Raw genomic sequence first — 18307 nt, forward strand, 5'->3', positions numbered from 1 at the left:
GCGTGACGCCCTGAAGCCGATCCCTCTGCGCGCTCGGGTGCCGGAACACAAATTCGATGCACGCCGATGCCTCCGACCCGTTCTCACGCGAGCAGCGGCAGGATCAGCTCCTGCAACGCGATCTCGGTTTCGAACGGATCGAGCCCCCCGTCGAACCGCAGGATGCGCCAGGTCGTGGCGTCGCAGACCGCGACGATCTGGGCACTTCGCCTCGCCACCTCGCGGTCGGGCAGAGATGGCAGGATGAATGCCCGCCGGCACCAGTCCACATGGAACGCGCGCCCGCGTGCCGTGATCTCCGGGAGGCCGGGAACGAGGGGTGACTCGGAATAGGTCTTCAGGATCAGTGCGCCGTAGCGCTCGTAATGCACGACCAGATCATGGATGGTCTCGACCGCCGACACATGTGCTGCGGCTTCGCGGGCCGCAACGATACGAGCCAGTTCCCGCTCGACCGTTGCGTTCATGAGGGCGGCCTTGGTGCCGAACCGACGGATGACGGTCTGACCCGTCACGCCCGCGTCGGTGGCGACGTCTTCGATTCGGATGTGCTCATAGGGAATCGATGCCAGCCGCGCCAGCATCGCGTCGACGATCCGCTGCGCTGTGGCCTCGGCATCCTTCGCGCGCCCGCTCATGCGGTAGGGCCTCGTATTCATGTCGGTCACGCTAACAGTCGCGCTGGACATATTCGTGTTAGTTGCACTAACGTCAAAACTATGGATACCTTCACGGAACGCTCCGAGCGGATCGAGACCCGCCTCGGAAACCTCAATGCCCGCGTGTCTGGCACCGGGCGCTTCACAGTGCTCTGGTCGTCGATGTTCGTCGACAGCCACACCTGGGATCGCATCGTCCCCCTTCTCATGGACGGAAGCGCGATCCCGAGGCGCTTCGTTCTCATCGACCCTCCCGGCCTGGGACTGAGCGACGCCTTGATCCGTCCCTCCACGATCGGGGAGGCTGCGGATGCTGCCCGCGATGCTCTCGTCGCGCTGGGCGCCACTGAGCCCGTCGACTGGCTCGGCAACGCCTTCGGCGGTCATGTCGGCCTGAACCTGGCAACGGATGCGGCGACGCTTCGCAGTCTGGTGGCCATCAGCTCGCCGACCGAGCCGATAGCGCCCGACCTGCGACGAAAGATCGGTCTGCTTCACCCTCTGCTGAGGGTCGCCGGCCCCGTCGGACCGGTGCGGGACGCCATCGTCGACGCCATGCTGACCGAAGAGTCCGCGTCGACGCGCTCCACCCTCCAGGTGGTGCTGGACAGCCTGGCGCGCCCGACAAGGGCGAGTATGAGCCTTGCCCTGCGTTCGTTCATCGTCGACCGAACCGATGTCACCGACAGGCTCGCCGACATCCGTGTGCCGAGTCTCTTCGTCGCCTCGGACGACCGCGGTGACTGGAGCCCCGCGGACGCGGAACGGGCCGCATCCCTCGCGCCCGGGGCTCAGGTGGCGACGATCCCGGGAGCCCGCACGCTGATTCCGCTCGAACAGCCCGCAGCCCTCGCCGCAGCGATTATCGGCTTCTGGAATCAGCTCACCGACTGATTGGCGAGTCCCTCTGGTCGGTGTCAGTGCTGGTCGTGGTGAGGGGCCGACGGGGAGGACCCCGTAGCGGGATCCTTCAGGTGCGCCGACAGGCTGGTGATTCTGCTCGGGGCGAGGAGCTGCCTAGTGCGGCGGAATGAAGGTGTCTAGGAGTCGCCGACATCTTGGTGGGTCTTCGGTAAGGCGGTGGCTGAGCCCCCACAGAAGGTAGGACGCGGAGCGAATGATCACCCATTGCCGTGCGCGTTCTCGGGGAATGTCGGCTTCGCTGGTGAAGAGGTTGAAGAGGCGCAGGATCTCGGCGCCGTCGGTGATCTCGTCGAGTCGGCTCCAGAGGATGCGGCCGAGATCGTATTCCGGGTCGCCTCGGAGGAGCACCGGATCAACCACGATCCACGGCGCGCGAACGCCGCGCAGCACCTGCGCGAAGTGAAGGTCGCCGTCCACGGCGAGCGGAGCGGGGCGCTCCTGGCCTCGGTCCACGGCGCACCGCAACGCTTCCTCGAGCTGGCGACGCGGGATCGGAGCGCCGAGCGCCGCCCACTCTCGCTCGAACGACTCGACGTGCTCGGACGCGACCTCATCGGTTCCTCGCACGTTTGCCGCAACCGGCACGGCCAGTCTGTTCACCAGCTCCGCGAGAGCGATGATCGCCTTATCCAGGGGCTCACCGGCGAGGCTCCGACCGTGGTCGAGACGCTCCAGAAGCATCGCTCCATTGTCCACATCGACGTCAAAGAGACGGACCGTCCCGCGGCCATCCCACAACCGGAGGGCGGCGGACTCTGCCGCGACATCATCGCCGGGAGGCGCGAGCCGCAGGATCAACGGTTCGTCCCCTCGATGGACCGGCAGCACGAGCGCGTTCGACCCGTGCATCACGGGCCCGTCCACGCTCAGCCCCCAATGCCGACACTGATCTTCCACGCGCTCAGGAATCGACTCGAGCCAGTCGCGGCCCGCGGAATCGTCCCACCAGCGCGGCATGCGACGAAACGACCGCGGCACCCTGATCACCGCCTGAGCCTAGGCGAACAGGCACGTCAGTCGTCTCAGAGCGGCCCGGCTCGCGACCGCGTCAGGGAAGTCGGCGCCGGTGCTCGCCCGCCGAAGCCCGCATCCCGGCGGATGTCGGGGTGGTGCGACACCTGGCGCCCGCGATTCGACGGCTGACCATCGAAGTCCCAGCTGGTGAGCACGAGCCGCGCGCCGGGCGTGCGATGCGGGCGAGTTCGCGGGGTGGGCGAAGGTTGGCGCGGTTGCCGGCATCCCCTCGCTCAGCGTTTGCGGGGCTTCGGCTCGGGCTTCACGAGGGCGCGGATGATCAGCGTGTACGCCACCAGCGACAGGACGTACCCGAACAGGTACACCACCATCTCCAGTACCAGGAAGCGGCCGTAGTTCAGCACGCCGTCGACGATCGCCGGGGAGAGTCGACCGATGAAGTAGGCGGCCGTCTGCCCTGCGGCGAAGATCGCGAGCAGTGCGAGCGCCGCCAGGATCGCGAACCACACGCGCGTGCGCCACACCCGCCCGGTCGCGGCCATGGCAGTGGACCAGGTCCAGTCGGGCACCTCGGGATCGAGCGCGCCGTTGACCTTCGGGACCAGGATGATCGCCGCGAGGAACAGTCCATTGAGCCAAGGGCCGCCGAGAGCTGCGAGCGCCGAGCGATCCGCTCCGCCGAGCACGAACGAGGGGATCAGCAGCAGGACGAGCACGGGCAGGGTCGCCAGGACTGCGGATTGCACGGCCCGGATGAAGCGCACGAGGCCCGCGCCCGAGCTGGTTGACGGACGGGCGGGCACAGGTTGAGCGTAGTGGCGACGGGGGAGCTCCGGGGCTCCGAGGCTAGGACTGCGGCAACCCGCTCTCTGCGGTCTGGTCGGCTGGCTTGTCGGGTTGGAGGGTGTCCCAGAACTCGAGGATGACGCGGGCAAGTGCCAGGGGCTGTTCGAGTGGGACGAGGGTGCTTGCTCCCGTGACGACAGCGACTCTCGCATCAGGCGTCATCTCCGCTGCCCGTTCGGCTGACGCGGGCCCCCACTCGCCGCGCTGGTCGGATACGACATAGAGAGAGGGAACGACGATCTCACGGAGCTCGTCGCGCACGTCGGGGCGCACCAGACAAGGGAGCGTACGGAGTTCGTGAGGCTCCGGCGAGTGGGAGCGAGCAAGCCCGCTCGCCAGACGTTCCAGATAGCGGGGTCTCGCATTGATGCGGGCGTGAGCATTTTCGAGCCGACGGGCTTCAGAAGCGGCCCTCGTCCGAGGATCCACATGAGCGGGAGCATCAGCCTCGTCATCCTGATGATGTTGGGCGGATTGGCCTCCGGAGGCGCGCTGATCGCGACGAGTGAGCGCAGCACGCCCCGCTCGCGGGCGAGCTTGTAGCCGACATGACCGCCATAGGCGTTGCCGATGAAATCCACCGGACCCTCGATGCCGAGCTCGCGGATGACGTCGCGCGTCACGTCTGTGACCTCGTCGATCGAGGTGGAGCGCTCCAGCGGATCACTCTCGCCGAGTCCGGGTGGGTCGACGAGGACCAGGCGCCGAATGCCTGCGAGGTGCGGGATCAGCGGATCGAACGTATGCGTGTCGACGAACATGGAAGGAAAAAGCACGGCGGTCGGACCCTTGCCCACGATTCGAACGTGGAGGTTCCCGAGACGCGTCGCCACACGCCGGGTCGATTCCTCCAATGGGTCTGACATGTTCTGTTCTGCTGAGAGAGCCATCGTCTCGTCCGTTCCTTCGGATACCGAACTAAATGCTTCGGTGTCCGAAGTATGCTCTTGAATCGTGGCCCTTGCAAGAGATCTCCCGACCGACCGCCTGACGATCGGCCAGCTGCTCGGTCGCCTCCTGCGCGAGTTCCGCACGGAGCTCTACGAACCGGCGGCGCAGGCCGGCTATACGGACATCCGTGAATCGCATCTGCTGATCCTCGGCAACATCCCGTTTCGGGGCGTGCGACTGACCGATCTCGCTTCGCAGAGCCAACTCAGCATGGCCGCGACGTCAGAGATGGTCGACAATCTCGTCGGACTCGGCTACCTGGAGCGTCGTCCCGATCCACGCGATGGGCGTGCGAAGCTCATCGTCCCGACCCAGCGAGGCCGCRCCCTCCTGGGCGACGCGATGACTCAAGTCGTGGAGATCGAACGGAAATGGGCGGAGATCGTCGGCGACGAGCGGTTCGAGGCCGCACGTGCCACCTTGCAGGAAATCCTCACCGAGTACGGCCGTTGAGAGCGGAAGCGCAGCACTGAGACAGCCACCTCACTCGCCCTGCGGGAGGAGTTGGCCCGTTGACCGTGGCAGGAGAGACGCTTGTGGAAGTCTTCGCATAGTCATACTCTATGACAATGGTGACACAGAGTATGACAAGACGTCGAGCGCAGGCGGCAAAGGAAGCCCTCCTCGACGCTGCTCTCGAAGCCTTCGCAGAGCGGGGCATCGGTTTCACGATGCAGGACATCGCCGATCGATCGGGTGTCACCCATCGCACCGTGTACCGCTACTTCTCGTCGCGTGACGACCTGTTCGTGGCTCTGGCGGAGCGGTCGGAGGCTGACCTGGAGCGCACCCTGCAGGTCCCCGACACCATCGATGGCTTGCGCGAGGCGGTAGCCGTCCTGTTCTCACACTTCGAGAGCCACGCGGCCATCACGCACGCCCTCGCTTTGAACACCTTGATCACGGGTGACACCACGTCGGGAAGCGCGCACCGGAACGATCTCCTCGCGCGGTGGATCCGGTCGAGCTATCCGCATATCGCCGACAGCGACGTCATCGCGATGGCCGCGGTGCTGCGCAGCACCATCGGCGGAGTGGGATGGCACGTGCTGACGACGGTGAGCCGCCTCAGCGGCGCACAGGCGATCGTCGCCGGTCAGCATCTGATCGACGCTGCGATGCCGCTGCTCGAGCGGCTGGAGGAAGAGGGGAAATCTTCATGAACGCAGAGCTGATCCCGCTCTCAGATGCGGYGGGGTCCATACACCGGTGTGGCGCGAAAGCCGCGAACCTCGGGACCGCGCTCGTGGCCGGTCATCGCGTCCCGCCTGGCGTGGTGCTTACCGCCGGTGATATGACGCCCGACATCGTGGCCCGGCTGACCACCGAGGTCGGGCGGCTGGGAACCGTGGCCGTGCGGTCGTCCGGCGAGGCCGAGGACGGGGGCAGTACCTCCTTTGCGGGTCAGTACGAGACCGTGCTCGGTGTTCAGGGGATCGATGCGGTGCTCGACGCGGTGCGCGTCTGTCGGAAGTCCGCGAACGCCACGCGAGTCAGCGTGTACCGCTCAGCGACCGGTGACCCGACGACCAGCGATAGCGGAGCCGCCATCGCACCCCTCGCCTTGCTGATCCAGAGGATGGCGCCCGCTGAGGTGGCGGGTGTCGCGTTCGGGCAGGATCCCGTGACGGGTGCGGATCGCGTCATCATCGAAGCGGTGCCAGGACTCGGCGATGCACTTGTGGGCGGTTCAGCGACGCCCGAACGCTGGAGCATCGACGGCATGCTGAGTCATCCGACGATGACCGCGGCCGATGCGGGCGCCCCTGCCGCCGGCGACGGATCCGGGCTGCTCCTCGACCCCACCAGGGCGATGGAGGTGGCGCGGCTCACGCGAAGCCTCGGGCTGCTGTTCGGGTCCCCGCAGGACGTCGAGTGGGCCTTCGCGAATGATGAGCTATGGCTGCTGCAATCCCGACCGATCACGACTCACGTCTCTGCGGATGCCGCCCCTCTGGCCGGGATCACTGACGAAGCGATTCCGCCTGGCTTCTGGAGTCTGGAACTCACCCACTTCCCGCAACCACTGACTCCGTTCACCGCATCGTTGCTGCATCTGAACGGCGATGCCCTGCGTGAGGGGTTCGGGGAGCACGGCATGTTCATCGACGGGCTCGACATGCGCACGATCCGCGGCTGGGCCTATCAGCGAATCGTTCCGCTCGGCGGAGTGGACCGGCCGCCTGCCCCGCCCGTGCTGCAATGGCTCGGCATGCGATTGCTGCCGGAATTCCGCGAGCGCAGGGCCGTCGCGCGGACCGCTATCCGCGAGCGGCTCGACCAGCGCATTCTTCAGGACTGGTCCCAGACCATGCGGCCTCGTCTCATCGCGGAGGCGGAGAGCCTTGCGGAGGTGGACGCCGACCGCCTGGACGACGGAACGCTGCGTGCGCACTGGGAGCGCACCCGCGAACTGCACGCCTACGGCGTACGGTGCCACTTTCGGCTGCACGTGCCGATCGGCATCGCGCGCTTCACGCTGGCGCAGATCTGCCGCGAGCTGTTCGGCTGGGACGAGGCACGGACGTTCGAGCTGATGAGCGGACTGTCCACCGCGTCGACCGACGCCGCGGCGGCGCTCGCCGAACTCGGCGCCCGGATCGATTCCCCAGCGCTGCGAGAGCTCGTCGACCGGGCAGATGGCGCGGCTGTCGCTGGAATGAGAGCCGCTGACCCCGCCTTCGCGGAAGCCTTCGACGCCTACCAGCGTCAATACGCGACACGCGTGCTGCGTTACGACTTCGCCGAGCTGAGCATGCGCGAACGGCCGGAATTGACGCTGGCGACGCTGCGCGATCAACTGCGCCTCGGATTCGACCCCGCAGCGCGTGCGGCCTCAGCAAGGCAGGAGCGCGAGCGCACTCTCGCGGATGCGCAGCGGCAGCTTCGCGGGGCGGAGGATCGTGCTCGTTTCGAGGCCGCCCTCACCCTCGCCACCCTCGCTCATCCGATCCACGAGGAGAACGAGTTCTATGCGGTGAGCCGGCCGGCGGCACTGGTGCGCGAGGCGACGCTCGCCGTGGGGCGCCGCGCCGTCGTCGCCCGGGTGATCCGCGATGCCGATGACGTGTTCTTCCTCACCGCCGACGAGGTAGCCGGGCTCCTGACCGGGCCCGACCGAGGGGATCTGGTCATCCGCCGTCGCGCGGAGCATGAACGCGCGCGGCGGAGCACACCGGCTGCCGCCTACGGCGTCGAGCAGCCTCCGCCTCCGCTCGAGATCATTCCGGAGCCGAATCGGTGGCAACTCACTGCGGTGGCGTGGGCCGTCGCGCAGATCTTCGCGGAAAACAACGCAGGCGGGGTGGTGGGGGACGACGTGCTCACCGGCATCCCGGCGTCTCCGGGCCGCTACATCGGGACGGCGCGGGTCATTATGGACGAGTCGCAGTTCGACCGGATCCAGGCCGGTGACGTGCTGGTGTGCCCCGTCACATCTCCGGTGTGGTCGATCCTGTTCTCCCGAATCGGGGCGCTCGTGACCGACGTCGGCGGAACGCTCTCGCACCCGGCGATCATCGCCCGGGAGTTCGGGATCCCGGCGGTGGTCGCGACGCGCAACGGTACCGCCTTCGTTCGCGACGGCGATCACCTCGAGGTCGACGGGGTGTCCGGCGCGGTGCGGATCCTGTCCCGCAGTCCCGAGAGTGTGAAGGCCACCGCCACCGCTGATCATCTGGAGCGACAGAGCGAACCAGTGAGCTCATCAGTGACTTCCGGCGGAGTATCGGATGACCAGGCGTGATGGGCCGAAGGCTGCTGTGGTCGTCTTCGCCACAGCGGTTGCGTGGTGCGGGTTCTTCGTCCACAACATGGCCGAGCTTCCCGGGCAGACGATTCTGAGTCCGGAGTCGCTCTATCCGACCTTGGTCTGGATCGCCGCGCTGGTTCTCTGGCTCATTCCAGCCACACGAACGGCCGGCGCCTGGATGCTGCTCACCTGGGCCGTGATCAATCTCGTCGGCGGCGCGATCAGTGGGCTCCCGCTTCCGATCCTTCCGTATGAACCGGAACAGACCGTCGAGCACTATTCGTTCCACGCGCTCTACGCCGCGACCCAGCTGCCGCTCATCGCCGCCACCGGGATCTGGATCAGTCGTCGTGCTCGTGCTCGCGCTCGTGCCCGTGCTCGGATCAGTGCATCGCACGGAGCGCGCTAACGCCCGACGACAGCATCCGTCATCCGGTCTTCTCCATCGCGCCGGCGATCACGTCGACCACGCGTGAGGGGTCTTCGATTCCGACGGCGAAGACATACGTCGCGGTGAAGCCGAGATCGGCGAGGTCAGACACCGTCGAAGCCACCGAATCAGGAGTMGAGGCGGGGTTGATGCCGATCATCGCCGTCTTCTCGATGTCGTCGTAGTCCCGACCCACGGCGTCGCAGTGGCCGCGCAGCACGTCGAGCTTGTGCGCGGGCAGCTCGCCCATCGCCGACAGGTTGCATGCGTCCGCGTACTGGGCGACGAGCCGCAGGGTCTTGCGCTCTCCCCCACCGCCGATCATCAGATACGGATGCGGTCGCGTGATGCTCTGCGGAGAGTTCAGCGCACGCTCCAGCTGCCAGATCGCACCCTCGTAGGGCTCCTCCTCGTCAGACCACATCTGCAGGCAGATCTGGATCGTCTCCTCGAGCTGACGGAACCGCTCAGCGACCGGCGGGAACGTGAAACCGAGGCCTTTCGATTCCTGCTCGTTCCACGCCGCGCCGATTCCGAGACCGACCCGACCCCCGGACAGCACGTCCAGCGTCGTCACCTGCTTCGCGAGCAGCGCCGGCTCTCGGTAGATGACTCCGGTGACGAGCGTGTGCAGCAGCGCCTTCTCGGTGTGGGCGACGATGAAGCCGAGCGTCGCGTACGCCTCCAGCATCTCGTGCTCGACGGGACCGATTCCGGGAAGCTGCCAGAAGTGGTCCATGACGGTCATTCGCTGGATGCCGGCCGCTTCGGCGTTGCGCACGTGCCGGGCCAGGGCAGGCCCGAGGTCGCGAGCGCCGCTGCTCCATGTGAAGTCCGCGATATGAAGTCCGTAGTCCATCCGAGCAGCTCCGTCCGAATTGGCAGAGTCGGGTGCTGTCACCCGACCGCACTTGCCAGACTAGGGCGAAGCCGACGACCCAGGGCCGGTGGCAGGGGTCCCTTCACCGACATTGCCGCCACCCGATTGAATCGATTAATTTCATACGAAATGCTTCCCCGCGGGTCCCACGGCCGGCCCCCGATCGAGGAGACGACGATGAGCACCGCCACCGCGGCCAACCCGGTACGCCTGCGCCCCAGCGCTTGGCTCGGCGATGAGGTCGTTCCACGGATGAGCAACCTCGAGGACGCGCACGAGCGCTACCGGCTGACGAATCGTCGCATCGTCGTCGACGGGCGGGGGGCGGTGCCGGTCTCCGGCGAGATGCACTACTCCCGGGTTCCTCGCGACCAGTGGCTCGACAGACTCCGTCTGATGAAGTCGGGGGGCGTGACGGTCGTCGCGACCTACATCTTCTGGATCCACCACCAGCCGCAGCCGGGCGAAACGCGGTTCGACGACAACCTCGACGTCGCGGCGTTCGTCGACCTCTGCGGGCAGGTGGGCCTCGACGTCGTGCTCCGCATCGGTCCCTGGTGCCACGGCGAGGTGCGCAACGGAGGGTTCCCCGACTGGGTGCAGGCGTCCTCCGTGCGGCACCGCACCGACGACCCGGCCTACCTTGCGCTGGTCGAGGCATGGTTCTCGGAGCTGGGGAGCCGGCTGAGCACGAAGTGCGGCCCCACCTCGCACATCATCGGCATCCAACTCGAGAACGAGCTCTACGACCAGCCCGAGCACATCCGCACGCTGAAGCGGCTGGCACGGGATGCCGGGCTCAGCGCGCCGATCTGGACGGCCACCGCCTGGGGCGGCGCGGCGCTCCCCGCGGGCGAGGTGCTGCCGCTGTTCGGAGGATACGGCGACGGGTTCTGGGTCGACGCGGACGCGGACTGGGACGCCTCTTTCCGCGAGCACTACTTCTTCGGCGACGTGTGGGACGATCCCGGCATCGGAGCGGACCTGCGCGACCCCGGCGCGGACGCCGAGCGGCGAGCCTCGTCAGCCTCGCCGCTGTTCCCGCCCGCGACCTGCGAGCTCGGAGGGGGCATGGCAACCGCCTACCATCGACGCCCGCGGCTCTCCGGCGCCGATGTCGCCGCGGTGGCGCATACGAAACTCGGCAACGGCTCTGCCTGGCAGGGCTACTACATGTACGTGGGCGGCTCGAACCCGCCGGGGCCGCAGGGAACGCAGGAATCCCACGCCACCGCGTATCCCAACGACCTGCCTCGATTCGACTACGACTTCCACGCCCCGGTGGGGAGCACCGGAAGACTTGCACCCGCGCATGCCGCTCTCCGGGTGCAGCATGCCTTCCTCGAGGCCTTCGGCGAAACGCTCACCGCCATGCCGTCGAGCCTGCCCGACACCATGCCCGACGATGTGTTCGATACGTCCACACCGCGAGTGGCACTCCGCAGCGATGGAGTCGCAGGATTCGTCTTCGTCTCCTGGCACCAGCCTCACGCTCCACTGCCACAGCTGGAGGGGTTCAGCGTCTGCGTCGACGTTGCCCAGCCGGTGACCGTGCCCTCGGCTCCGATCCGTCTGCCCGCCGGCACCATCGCGACCTGGCCCGTCAACCTCGAACTCGGCGGCATTCGGCTGCGGTGGGCGACGGGCACACCGGTGACCCTTCTTCCGGGCGCCGTGCCGACGCTGGTTCTGCTGGCATCGGAGGGCATACCCGTCGAGTGGGATGCCGGACCGGCCGATGTCGAGTCGCACGAGGTGCCCATCCCAGGACGCCCGAGCGCGCGTGTCGCGCGGATCCGTGGCGAAGGCGCCGCGCTCGACATCCTGGTCCTGCCGCCCTCGTGTGCCGAGGCCGTGTGGGTGATCGGCGAGAGCCGGCGTCTTGTGCTGAGCGAAGACCCGCTGTGGGAGGAGCCGGACGGCCGGCTGGGCGGGCGGCGGAGAGCGGCGTCGCTCGAGGCTGTCGTGTTCGACACCGAGCAACGAGCGTTCGTCCGCGTCGCCTCTCAGCGCGGACAGCCGATCGAGCGCGCGCTGCAGACGACCGTCCTGTCCACCGGAGCGGGCCCCAGGGCGAGCTACGGAGAACGGGCCGGGCGGGCTTCCGCTCCGTCTGATGCCGATTTCGCAACCGGCGCAACGCGCTACCTCGTGGAGCTGCCACGGATGAGTGACTGCTCGGCGTCGGCCGAACTCGAGATCCGGTGGGCGGGAGATGTCGCGCGACTCGTGGTCGACGGCGTCGTCCGGGCCGACCGTTTCTGGGACGGCAGCACCTGGGTGATCAGCATGCATGACCAGCTCATCACCGAGCGGTCGCATGTCGTCCTCGAGATCCTCGGGATGCACCCGGGCGCCCGGATCGGGCTTGCGGGCGAAGCGGAACAGCGAGGCCGCAGCACCCCCGGCGAGCTTCTCTTCCTGGAGTCCGTGACCCTCGTGGACTGGATGACCTGGGCGGAAGCGAAATGACCGCCCGGTGGCAATGAGCGTCGAGGCCGTGGCCGCCGTCACGGCGCTCGTCTCCGGCGGGATCACCGCAGTGCTGATCGCGATCCTTCACGTCCTCGAGCCTGAGTACGACCCCTCGTGGCGGATGATCAGCGAGTACTCCCTCGGCCGACACGGCTGGGTCATGCGCCTTGCCTTCGTCACGATGGCCATCAGCCCCGCCGCGACGTGCGTCGCGCTGTGGCCGTTCGGCGGCGCCTGGACGGTCGGCCTCGCCGTCGTGGCGCTGGGCGCCCTCGGTGCCGCGTTCATCGACGCCGATCCGATCATGACTTCGCGCGCCGACGCCACCCGCGTGGGCAGGGCGCACACGATGCTCGGCGCAGTCTGTCTCGCCGGCTTTCCCCCTGCGGCGCTGCTGGCAGGGATCGGAGTGGCGCCTGCGTTCGGCTGGACGCTGGCGATCGCCTCCGTCGTCCCGTGGGCCGGCCTGGTCTGGTTCCTCATCGCCGCCTCCCCCGCGCAGGGGCAGGGCGGCTCGCCCGAGGTCCGGATCGGATGGCCGGACAGGTTCTGCCTCCTCGCCTACCTGGCGTGGGTGGTGCTCGCCGCGGTCAGCGTGCTGACCGCCGTCTGACCCGAGGAGCGCCGATCACCCGCTCCGAGCGGGGGTCGACCCCTATTCCACCTCACCGGCGAGGGGGGCGCTCCGCCGCTCCAGCCGCCAGTGAATCTCGTGGGTCGTGGGATGCCGCCACTCCCGCATGCGGTACTCGAAGCCGGGCAGCAGCACGAGCGGGATCGGGTCGGGCGACGCCGGCGCGACCGCTCCCACCACGATCTTCGCGTTCGCAGGGATGAACGGCGACTGCGCCGGGATCGGGGCAGTGACGATTTCGACGGGGTCTCCGTAAGGACGCGGCATGAACCTGAACGTAGCACTGCCGCGGTTCTATCAAGGCGATCTCGCCAAAACGCGGTCCATAACGCCGTGATAGAGTACGCAAAAGCGCACGATAGCGCGGCGGGGCCCAGAACTCCCCTTGACGCTTGTGCGAGCACCCGCGACAGCCCAACGAGTTCTCCAGCCGCTCAACCGATGGAAGAGACAGAGCATGGGCAGGTTCATCTACGACCACGCGGGCAACTCGGTGGACATCGAGGACCGCACTCTCGCGCACCTTCGCATCGTGATCATGAACAAGCTCCGCCGGTCGGAGTCGTTCATGTTCGACGTCGAGGTCGGTGATGGCAGCGGTCGTCGCAGCTTCTGGGTGAGCCCCTCCGTGCCGATCCAGTTCCACTTCTTCGGCAGTCGGCAGCCCCGCATCAACCGGGAATGGGTCGAAGAGCTGATGATGGTCGCGGGTGGAGCCAATGGATTGAGCATCGTCCCAGAACCGGAGGAGCAGACTAACGCCCCGGCGTAGTCTCCCCACCGGAGCAGCTCCGCTGCCGCCGACACGCGGCTGTCGATGACGACGAGCCGCTTCGCGATCCTGACAGCAGAAGCGCGGCCGGGGTGCGAGCATGTCGGGGCGCGATCTCCGCGCTCCGCAGAAGCAGGGAGAAGTGATGTCGAAGAAGAGCGGGAGCAAACGGTCCGTGAAGCCCGTGTCCAAGCGGGCATACAAGGCTGAGCTCGAACGGCTGCAGATCGAGCTGGTGGAGATGCAGCGGTGGGTCGCCACGACAGGCGCCCGGGTGCTGGTGATCTTCGAGGGACGTGACGCCGCGGGCAAGGGCGGAGCGATCAAGCGCGTGACCGAGTACCTGAACCCTCGGCATGCACGTGTGGTCGCACTGCCGAAGCCGTCCAAGCGGGAACGGGGCCAGTGGTACTACCAGCGCTACATCGAACGACTTCCCGGAAAGGGCGAGATCGTTCTGATGGACCGGTCCTGGTACAACAGGGCAGGGGTCGAGCGGGTCATGGGCTATTGCACCGAGGAGCAGTACCAGACCTTCCTCCGTCAGACCCCCCTCGTGGAGCAGCTGCTGATCGAGGACGGCATCATCCTGATCAAGTACTGGTTCTCGGTCTCGGACGACGAGCAGCAGGCGCGCTTCGAGTCGCGGCTGGAGGATCCGATGCGGCGCTGGAAGCTCTCGCCGACCGACCTCGAGTCGATCCTGCGGTGGGAGGAGTACTCCCGCGCGAAGGACGCCATGTTCGCCGCCACCGACACCCCTGGATCACCGTGGTGGACGGTCGAGAGCGACGACAAGCGGAGTGCTCGCCTGAACTCCATCAGCCACCTGCTGTCCAGCATCCCGTACCGGCATCTCGACCACGAGGCGATCTCCATCCCTGACCGACCCAAGGCCGACGACTACGACCGTCCCCCGATCGAGCAGTTCCGCTTCGTTCCCGACATCGCTGCTGACCTCGGAGGCAAGAACCAGGCCGCCGCCTAGCCACTGAAACACCCCAGCATCCTCGACGTGCTGTCAGGCCCGCCGACCGCGGCTCTGCAGGCTGCGTCCACTTCGTCAAGCCCCGAGCCCCAACCGCCGAGACCCATTTTGCTTACCGGCGAAGGAGGTCAGAGATGACGAACAAGTTCTTTGCCGCAGAGCAGGATCAGGTCGCAGACGCCGCGGATACGCCGCGCGGCCGACTCGAGGTGGTGCACACCTTTGATGACGGGCCGATGCCGACAGGTGTCAGCGTGTCCCACACCGGGCGCATCTTCGTCAATTTCCCCCAGTGGGGCGACGAAGTGAAGGCCACCGTCGTCGAACTGGTCGATGGTGAAGCGGTGCCCTACCCCAGCGCGGAGGTCAATCAACCGGCGAACGACGCCGACCCCCACGCACTCGTATCGGTGCAGAGCATCGTCGTCGATCCCGCGGACCGGCTCTGGATCCTCGACACGGGCAGCCCGATGTTCCAGCCCACCCAGCACGGCGGGCCGAAACTGGTCTGCGTCGATCTCGGGACAGACGAAGTGGTGCAGACCATCCTCTTCGACCCTGAGGTGGTGCTCCCCACCAGTTACGTGAACGACGTCCGCTTCGACCTGCGCCAGGGGGATGCCGGCTTCGCCTACATCACCGATTCCTCCGACCAGGGGCCGAACGGGATCATYGTGGTCGACCTGGCGAGCGGTGAGGCGTGGCGGAGGCTGCACGACCACCCCAGCACCAAAGCAGCTTCGCTCGCGGAGATGGTGCCGATGGCCGAAGGACGGGTCTTCGCGGAGCGCACCCCGGACCAGCCGCCGAAGCAGGTCAGCATGGGCTCTGACGGCATCGCGATCTCGCATGACGGCGAGCGGCTCTGGTACTCCCCGCTCATCAGCCGACGCTGGTACTCGGTGGCGACCTCGGCCCTTCGTGACCGCCGCCTGAGCGACGACGACGTCGCCTCGACGGTCACCGACGAAGGCGACAAGGGCGGCGCGGCCGACGGCCTCGAGACCGACGACCAGGGAAGGATCTACGCGACCAACTGGGAGCACAACTCGATCACGCGGCGCGGGCCGGACGGATGGATCCAGACCCTGGTCCACGACCCGCGGATGCTGTGGCCCGACACGATGTCGGTCGCGACCGACGGGCACCTCTACTTCACCGCCAACCAGCTGCACCGCCAGGACAAGTACCAGGATGGCGAGGACCTCCGCGTTCACCCGTACCACCTGTTCCGGCTCCCCATCGACGCAGGCCCGGTCCTCCTGCGCTGACCGACGGGAGGGCGGAGCGGCGTGCAGCCAGTCAGCCGCCCGCCGGGCAGCCGGGCGCGCGAGGATACGTCGCACCATCTCCCGGTGGCAACCCCGAGATGAGATCCGCAAGTTTATCTAGCCTTCTTGATCGAACCCTCGCCACCCCCTCGCATCCCACCCTCAAAGGAAAGAAGCGAAATGATCAGCGAACAGAACATCGCCCGGCTCAACGGCTCTGATCTGACTGATTCGGATGGCGACAAGATCGGGAGCATCGGGCAGATCTACGTCGACCCGGCGACCGCGCGCCCGAACTGGGCGACGGTGAGGACGGGGTTCTTCGGAATGTCGGAGTCGTTCGTCCCCCTGGACCAGGCCGATGAGGTCGATGGCGGCATCCGGGTCCCTTTCACGAAGGACATCGTGAAGAGCGCTCCGAACATCGAACCCGACCGCGAACTGTCCGAGGACGAGGAGGACCGTCTCTACGATTACTACCGCGGACAGGGGTACACGGGCTCCACGGGTGACTCGTGGACCGACCACGATGACGACGCCTACGCCCGCGCGGGTTCGGGCGCCGGCGGTTCTGCCACACGCGGTTCGGACGACGATGCCATGACCCGTTCGGAGGAGCGACTCAACGTAGGAACGGAGCGTGTCCAGACGGGGCGTGCGCGCCTGCGCAAGTACGTGGTCACGGAGGAGCAGAACGTCACCGTCCCGGTGAGCCGCGAGGAGGTTCGTCTCGAGCGGGAGCCCATCACCGAGGCGAACCAGGGCGACGCCCTCCGTGGTCCCGAGATCAGCGAGGCGGAGCACGAGGTCGTCCTCACCGAGGAGCGCCCCGTCGTCGAGAAGGAGACGGTGCCGGTCGAGCGCGTGCGCCTCGACACCGAGACGGTGACCGACCAGGAGCGCGTCAGCGGCGAAGTGCGCAAGGAGGAGATCGAACTCGAGGACGACACGTCTTCCCGCACGAACCGCTAGCCGGACCCTGACCTACGACGCCGTCACCCGTGGGGGTGGCGGCGTCGTGGTCTGCCTGGACCAGTCCACAGCCGTCGCGGTCTGCCGGCGCGCACCCGCCGGCGTGGTCTGCCCGCGGTCAGTCGATGGGCGGTCGGGGGTTGCCGCCGAGGATGACCTGCCGGACGCGCCAGGTCGGCAGACCACTGAGCTCTGCGATCAGCTCGATGTCGAAGCCGTGGCTGAGGTAGGCGGCGCGCGCGGCCCGCACGCGGGACGGGGTGTCTCCGAAGGCGAGCGCGAACTCCGTCGCGTACTCCTCCCACACGGCCATGTCGTTCGGCCAGGCCATCAGCCGCTCCCCCCGTTCATCAGGAAAGCATCCGAGCGAACGCGGATCTCCGATCGGGGGTTGCCAAGAGCGGGGCACTTGCCTTTTACTGCGACGCCTCCCCGACTCCCTGCCACGTGCGCTGCGTTGCCGTCCAGTCGACGCCTGCGCAGCCCGCGGCAGTCGACGCTCCCAGACGTATACCGCCCGGCGCTGACTTAGTAAAGGGAGGATGCGGTCGCGGCTGGAGTGCCGATTGTTACCGGATCGAGGAGTCCCGCAGGAGGTGCGATGAAGCGACGCGTCGTGATGCCGCGGGCATTGCCGTTGAGAAGCTCGACCCAGGTCATGTGGCTGATGTGGAGGCTGTGGGGCTACTCGTCACGGCCATGCTCCGCCGACGCCTGCGCTCGTGGCTGGCTCATGGTCGAGTTCTGGGTCGAGGTCGCGACCGCTGACCCCGACGTCCTCGCGTCGTACGAGTGGGAGCTGGACGAAGCGCTGCTGAGCAAGAGGGTGAACGCCCGCTTCTCGGGGACGGGATCGCGAATCGAAGGGTGAGCAGCGACCCCCCAAGTGCAGCCTTGTCCGCACGAAGTCAAGACGGAGGCGTGACGGGCGCTTGTCTGGGATGCTGTTCCCGCAGTCCGCGGGCGTGCGCACGAGTGGCAGGCCGAACCGGGCACAACCGAGTCACGAGGAGCGCAGATGTCATACAAGATCGGGTACTTCGTCGGGAGCCTGTCCTCGACCTCCATCAACCGGACCCTGGCGAAAGCGCTGATCCGCCTCGCGCCGGAAGATCTCGAGTTCACGGAGATCGGCATCCGGGATCTTCCCCTCTACAGCCCGGATTACGACGCCGACTATCCGCCGGAGGCCCTGGCGCTGAAGAAGGCGATCAGCGAAGCGGATGCTGTGCTCTTCGTCACGCCCGAGTACAACCGGTCCATCCCCGGCGCGCTGAAGAATGCCATCGACTGGGCGTCGCGGCCGTGGGGGCAGAACTCGTTCGATCACATCCCCGCAGCGGTGATCGGCGCGTCGGTCGGTGCAATCGGCACGGCGATCGCCCAGCAGAGTCTCCGCGCTGTGCTGAGCTTCTGCAACGCGCGTCAGATGACCGCGCCGGAGGCGTACATCCAGTTCTCCCCTGAGGTCTTCGGGGAGGACGGCTCAATCTCGAAGAAGGAGACCGAGGAGTTCCTGCGCAACTACATGGCGGAGTACCGCGAGCACGTCCAGCGTGTTCTGACGGTGCTGCCCCGGCAAGGAGCACTGCCGGCCTAGCCTGGCCGCGCATGCCTCAGGGTCAGTCGTACCGAGCCGGGCCGAAATAAGGCATCCTCCGGATGAAGGCGCGCCTCCTTAGCGAGCAGAGTCACTCGTGACAAAGCACCTGAGGAGGCGCCATGTACGTCAGCGAGGACAGCTTCACCCACCTTCGCCAAGCCGCCGATGAGCGGCAG

At 67.2% G+C, this 18307-nt stretch carries 20 protein-coding genes; 13 read left to right on the top strand and 7 right to left on the bottom strand.

The genetic code is table 11. From position 1 onward, the window contains the following. Window positions 1–83: 83 nt before the first annotated feature. Window positions 84–638 carry a TetR/AcrR family transcriptional regulator gene (locus AC1DP3_RS09545; protein WP_477292929.1) on the bottom strand — a complete coding sequence of 185 codons (555 nt, stop codon included), beginning with the start codon at window positions 636–638 and terminating at the stop codon, window positions 84–86. Between the two features lie 81 nt (window positions 639–719). Here AC1DP3_RS09545 and AC1DP3_RS09550 point away from each other — a divergent pair, with 81 nt between their 5' ends. Next, entirely contained in the window at window positions 720–1553 is an 834-nt protein-coding gene (locus tag AC1DP3_RS09550) for an alpha/beta fold hydrolase (RefSeq protein WP_477292930.1), read from the top strand. Between the two features lie 123 nt (window positions 1554–1676). On the opposite strand, the gene AC1DP3_RS09555 is transcribed toward AC1DP3_RS09550, so the two are convergent. From AC1DP3_RS09555 to AC1DP3_RS09565, 3 genes are all read right to left on the bottom strand, one after another. After that, entirely contained in the window at window positions 1677–2570 is an 894-nt protein-coding gene (locus tag AC1DP3_RS09555; protein ID WP_477292931.1) for an aminoglycoside phosphotransferase family protein, read from the bottom strand. Window positions 2571–2830: 260 nt separating this feature from the next. Further along, a complete protein-coding gene (locus tag AC1DP3_RS09560; protein ID WP_477292932.1) occupies window positions 2831–3361 on the bottom strand; it encodes a hypothetical protein in 531 nt (176 codons plus the stop codon). A gap of 201 nt (window positions 3362–3562) precedes the next feature. Further along, the gene (locus AC1DP3_RS09565) at window positions 3563–4180 is read right to left on the bottom strand and encodes an alpha/beta fold hydrolase (RefSeq protein WP_477292933.1); all 618 of its coding nucleotides are present in this window, start codon (window positions 4178–4180) and stop codon (window positions 3563–3565) included. A 178-nt stretch (window positions 4181–4358) separates the two neighbouring features. On the opposite strand from AC1DP3_RS09565, the gene AC1DP3_RS09570 reads away from it, so the two are divergent. The 4 genes from AC1DP3_RS09570 to AC1DP3_RS09585 all read left to right on the top strand — a co-directional run bounded on the left by AC1DP3_RS09570 (window position 4359) and on the right by AC1DP3_RS09585 (window position 8515). Continuing rightward, a complete protein-coding gene (locus AC1DP3_RS09570; RefSeq protein WP_477292934.1) occupies window positions 4359–4808 on the top strand; it encodes a MarR family winged helix-turn-helix transcriptional regulator in 450 nt (149 codons plus the stop codon). 116 nt (window positions 4809–4924) lie between these two features. Then, window positions 4925–5518, top strand: coding sequence for a TetR/AcrR family transcriptional regulator (locus tag AC1DP3_RS09575; protein ID WP_477292935.1), 594 nt, complete (start codon window positions 4925–4927; stop codon window positions 5516–5518). 131 nt (window positions 5519–5649) lie between these two features. Continuing rightward, entirely contained in the window at window positions 5650–8100 is a 2451-nt protein-coding gene (locus AC1DP3_RS09580) for a PEP/pyruvate-binding domain-containing protein (protein WP_477292936.1), read from the top strand. Continuing rightward, the gene (locus AC1DP3_RS09585) at window positions 8087–8515 is read left to right on the top strand and encodes a hypothetical protein (RefSeq protein ID WP_477292937.1); all 429 of its coding nucleotides are present in this window, start codon (window positions 8087–8089) and stop codon (window positions 8513–8515) included. The genes AC1DP3_RS09580 and AC1DP3_RS09585 overlap by 14 nt, the downstream gene beginning before the upstream one ends. Before the next feature lie 19 nt (window positions 8516–8534). Here AC1DP3_RS09585 and AC1DP3_RS09590 read toward each other — a convergent pair whose 3' ends face one another. Further along, window positions 8535–9395: an LLM class F420-dependent oxidoreductase gene (locus AC1DP3_RS09590; RefSeq protein ID WP_477292938.1), complete on the bottom strand. Its 861-nt coding sequence runs from the start codon at window positions 9393–9395 to the stop codon at window positions 8535–8537. Between the two features lie 198 nt (window positions 9396–9593). Between AC1DP3_RS09590 and AC1DP3_RS09595 the strand changes: the two genes are divergently transcribed. Both AC1DP3_RS09595 and AC1DP3_RS09600 read left to right on the top strand, forming a co-directional pair. Further along, window positions 9594–11888, top strand: coding sequence for a beta-galactosidase (locus AC1DP3_RS09595; protein WP_477292939.1), 2295 nt, complete (start codon window positions 9594–9596; stop codon window positions 11886–11888). Between the two features lie 13 nt (window positions 11889–11901). Continuing rightward, window positions 11902–12504, top strand: a complete 603-nt coding sequence (locus AC1DP3_RS09600; RefSeq protein ID WP_477293263.1) for a DUF998 domain-containing protein — start codon at window positions 11902–11904, stop codon at window positions 12502–12504. A gap of 42 nt (window positions 12505–12546) precedes the next feature. Here AC1DP3_RS09600 and AC1DP3_RS09605 read toward each other — a convergent pair whose 3' ends face one another. Next, window positions 12547–12792, bottom strand: a complete 246-nt coding sequence (locus AC1DP3_RS09605; RefSeq protein WP_477292940.1) for a hypothetical protein — start codon at window positions 12790–12792, stop codon at window positions 12547–12549. A 190-nt stretch (window positions 12793–12982) separates the two neighbouring features. On the opposite strand from AC1DP3_RS09605, the gene AC1DP3_RS09610 reads away from it, so the two are divergent. The 4 genes from AC1DP3_RS09610 (at window position 12983) to AC1DP3_RS09625 (ending at window position 16528) form a co-directional block, all read left to right on the top strand. After that, the gene (locus AC1DP3_RS09610) at window positions 12983–13297 is read left to right on the top strand and encodes a DUF7882 family protein (protein ID WP_477292941.1); all 315 of its coding nucleotides are present in this window, start codon (window positions 12983–12985) and stop codon (window positions 13295–13297) included. Between the two features lie 145 nt (window positions 13298–13442). Beyond that, complete coding sequence (ppk2, locus tag AC1DP3_RS09615) at window positions 13443–14285, top strand: polyphosphate kinase 2 (RefSeq protein ID WP_477292942.1); 843 nt, start codon at window positions 13443–13445, stop codon at window positions 14283–14285. 134 nt (window positions 14286–14419) lie between these two features. Further along, entirely contained in the window at window positions 14420–15556 is a 1137-nt protein-coding gene (locus AC1DP3_RS09620) for an L-dopachrome tautomerase-related protein (protein ID WP_477292943.1), read from the top strand. Between the two features lie 180 nt (window positions 15557–15736). Then, the gene (locus AC1DP3_RS09625) at window positions 15737–16528 is read left to right on the top strand and encodes a DUF2382 domain-containing protein (RefSeq protein ID WP_477292944.1); all 792 of its coding nucleotides are present in this window, start codon (window positions 15737–15739) and stop codon (window positions 16526–16528) included. A 118-nt stretch (window positions 16529–16646) separates the two neighbouring features. On the opposite strand, the gene AC1DP3_RS09630 is transcribed toward AC1DP3_RS09625, so the two are convergent. Further along, a complete protein-coding gene (locus AC1DP3_RS09630) occupies window positions 16647–16859 on the bottom strand; it encodes a hypothetical protein (protein WP_477292945.1) in 213 nt (70 codons plus the stop codon). A 270-nt stretch (window positions 16860–17129) separates the two neighbouring features. Between AC1DP3_RS09630 and AC1DP3_RS09635 the strand changes: the two genes are divergently transcribed. Continuing rightward, window positions 17130–17399 (top strand): hypothetical protein, encoded by a 270-nt coding sequence (locus AC1DP3_RS09635; RefSeq protein WP_477292946.1) that lies wholly within the window; start codon window positions 17130–17132, stop codon window positions 17397–17399. Between the two features lie 147 nt (window positions 17400–17546). Then, a complete protein-coding gene (locus AC1DP3_RS09640) occupies window positions 17547–18128 on the top strand; it encodes an NADPH-dependent FMN reductase (protein WP_477292947.1) in 582 nt (193 codons plus the stop codon). Window positions 18129–18307 lie beyond the last annotated feature (179 nt).

The sequence above is a fragment of the Microbacterium sp. P5_B6 genome, assembly GCF_056400345.1.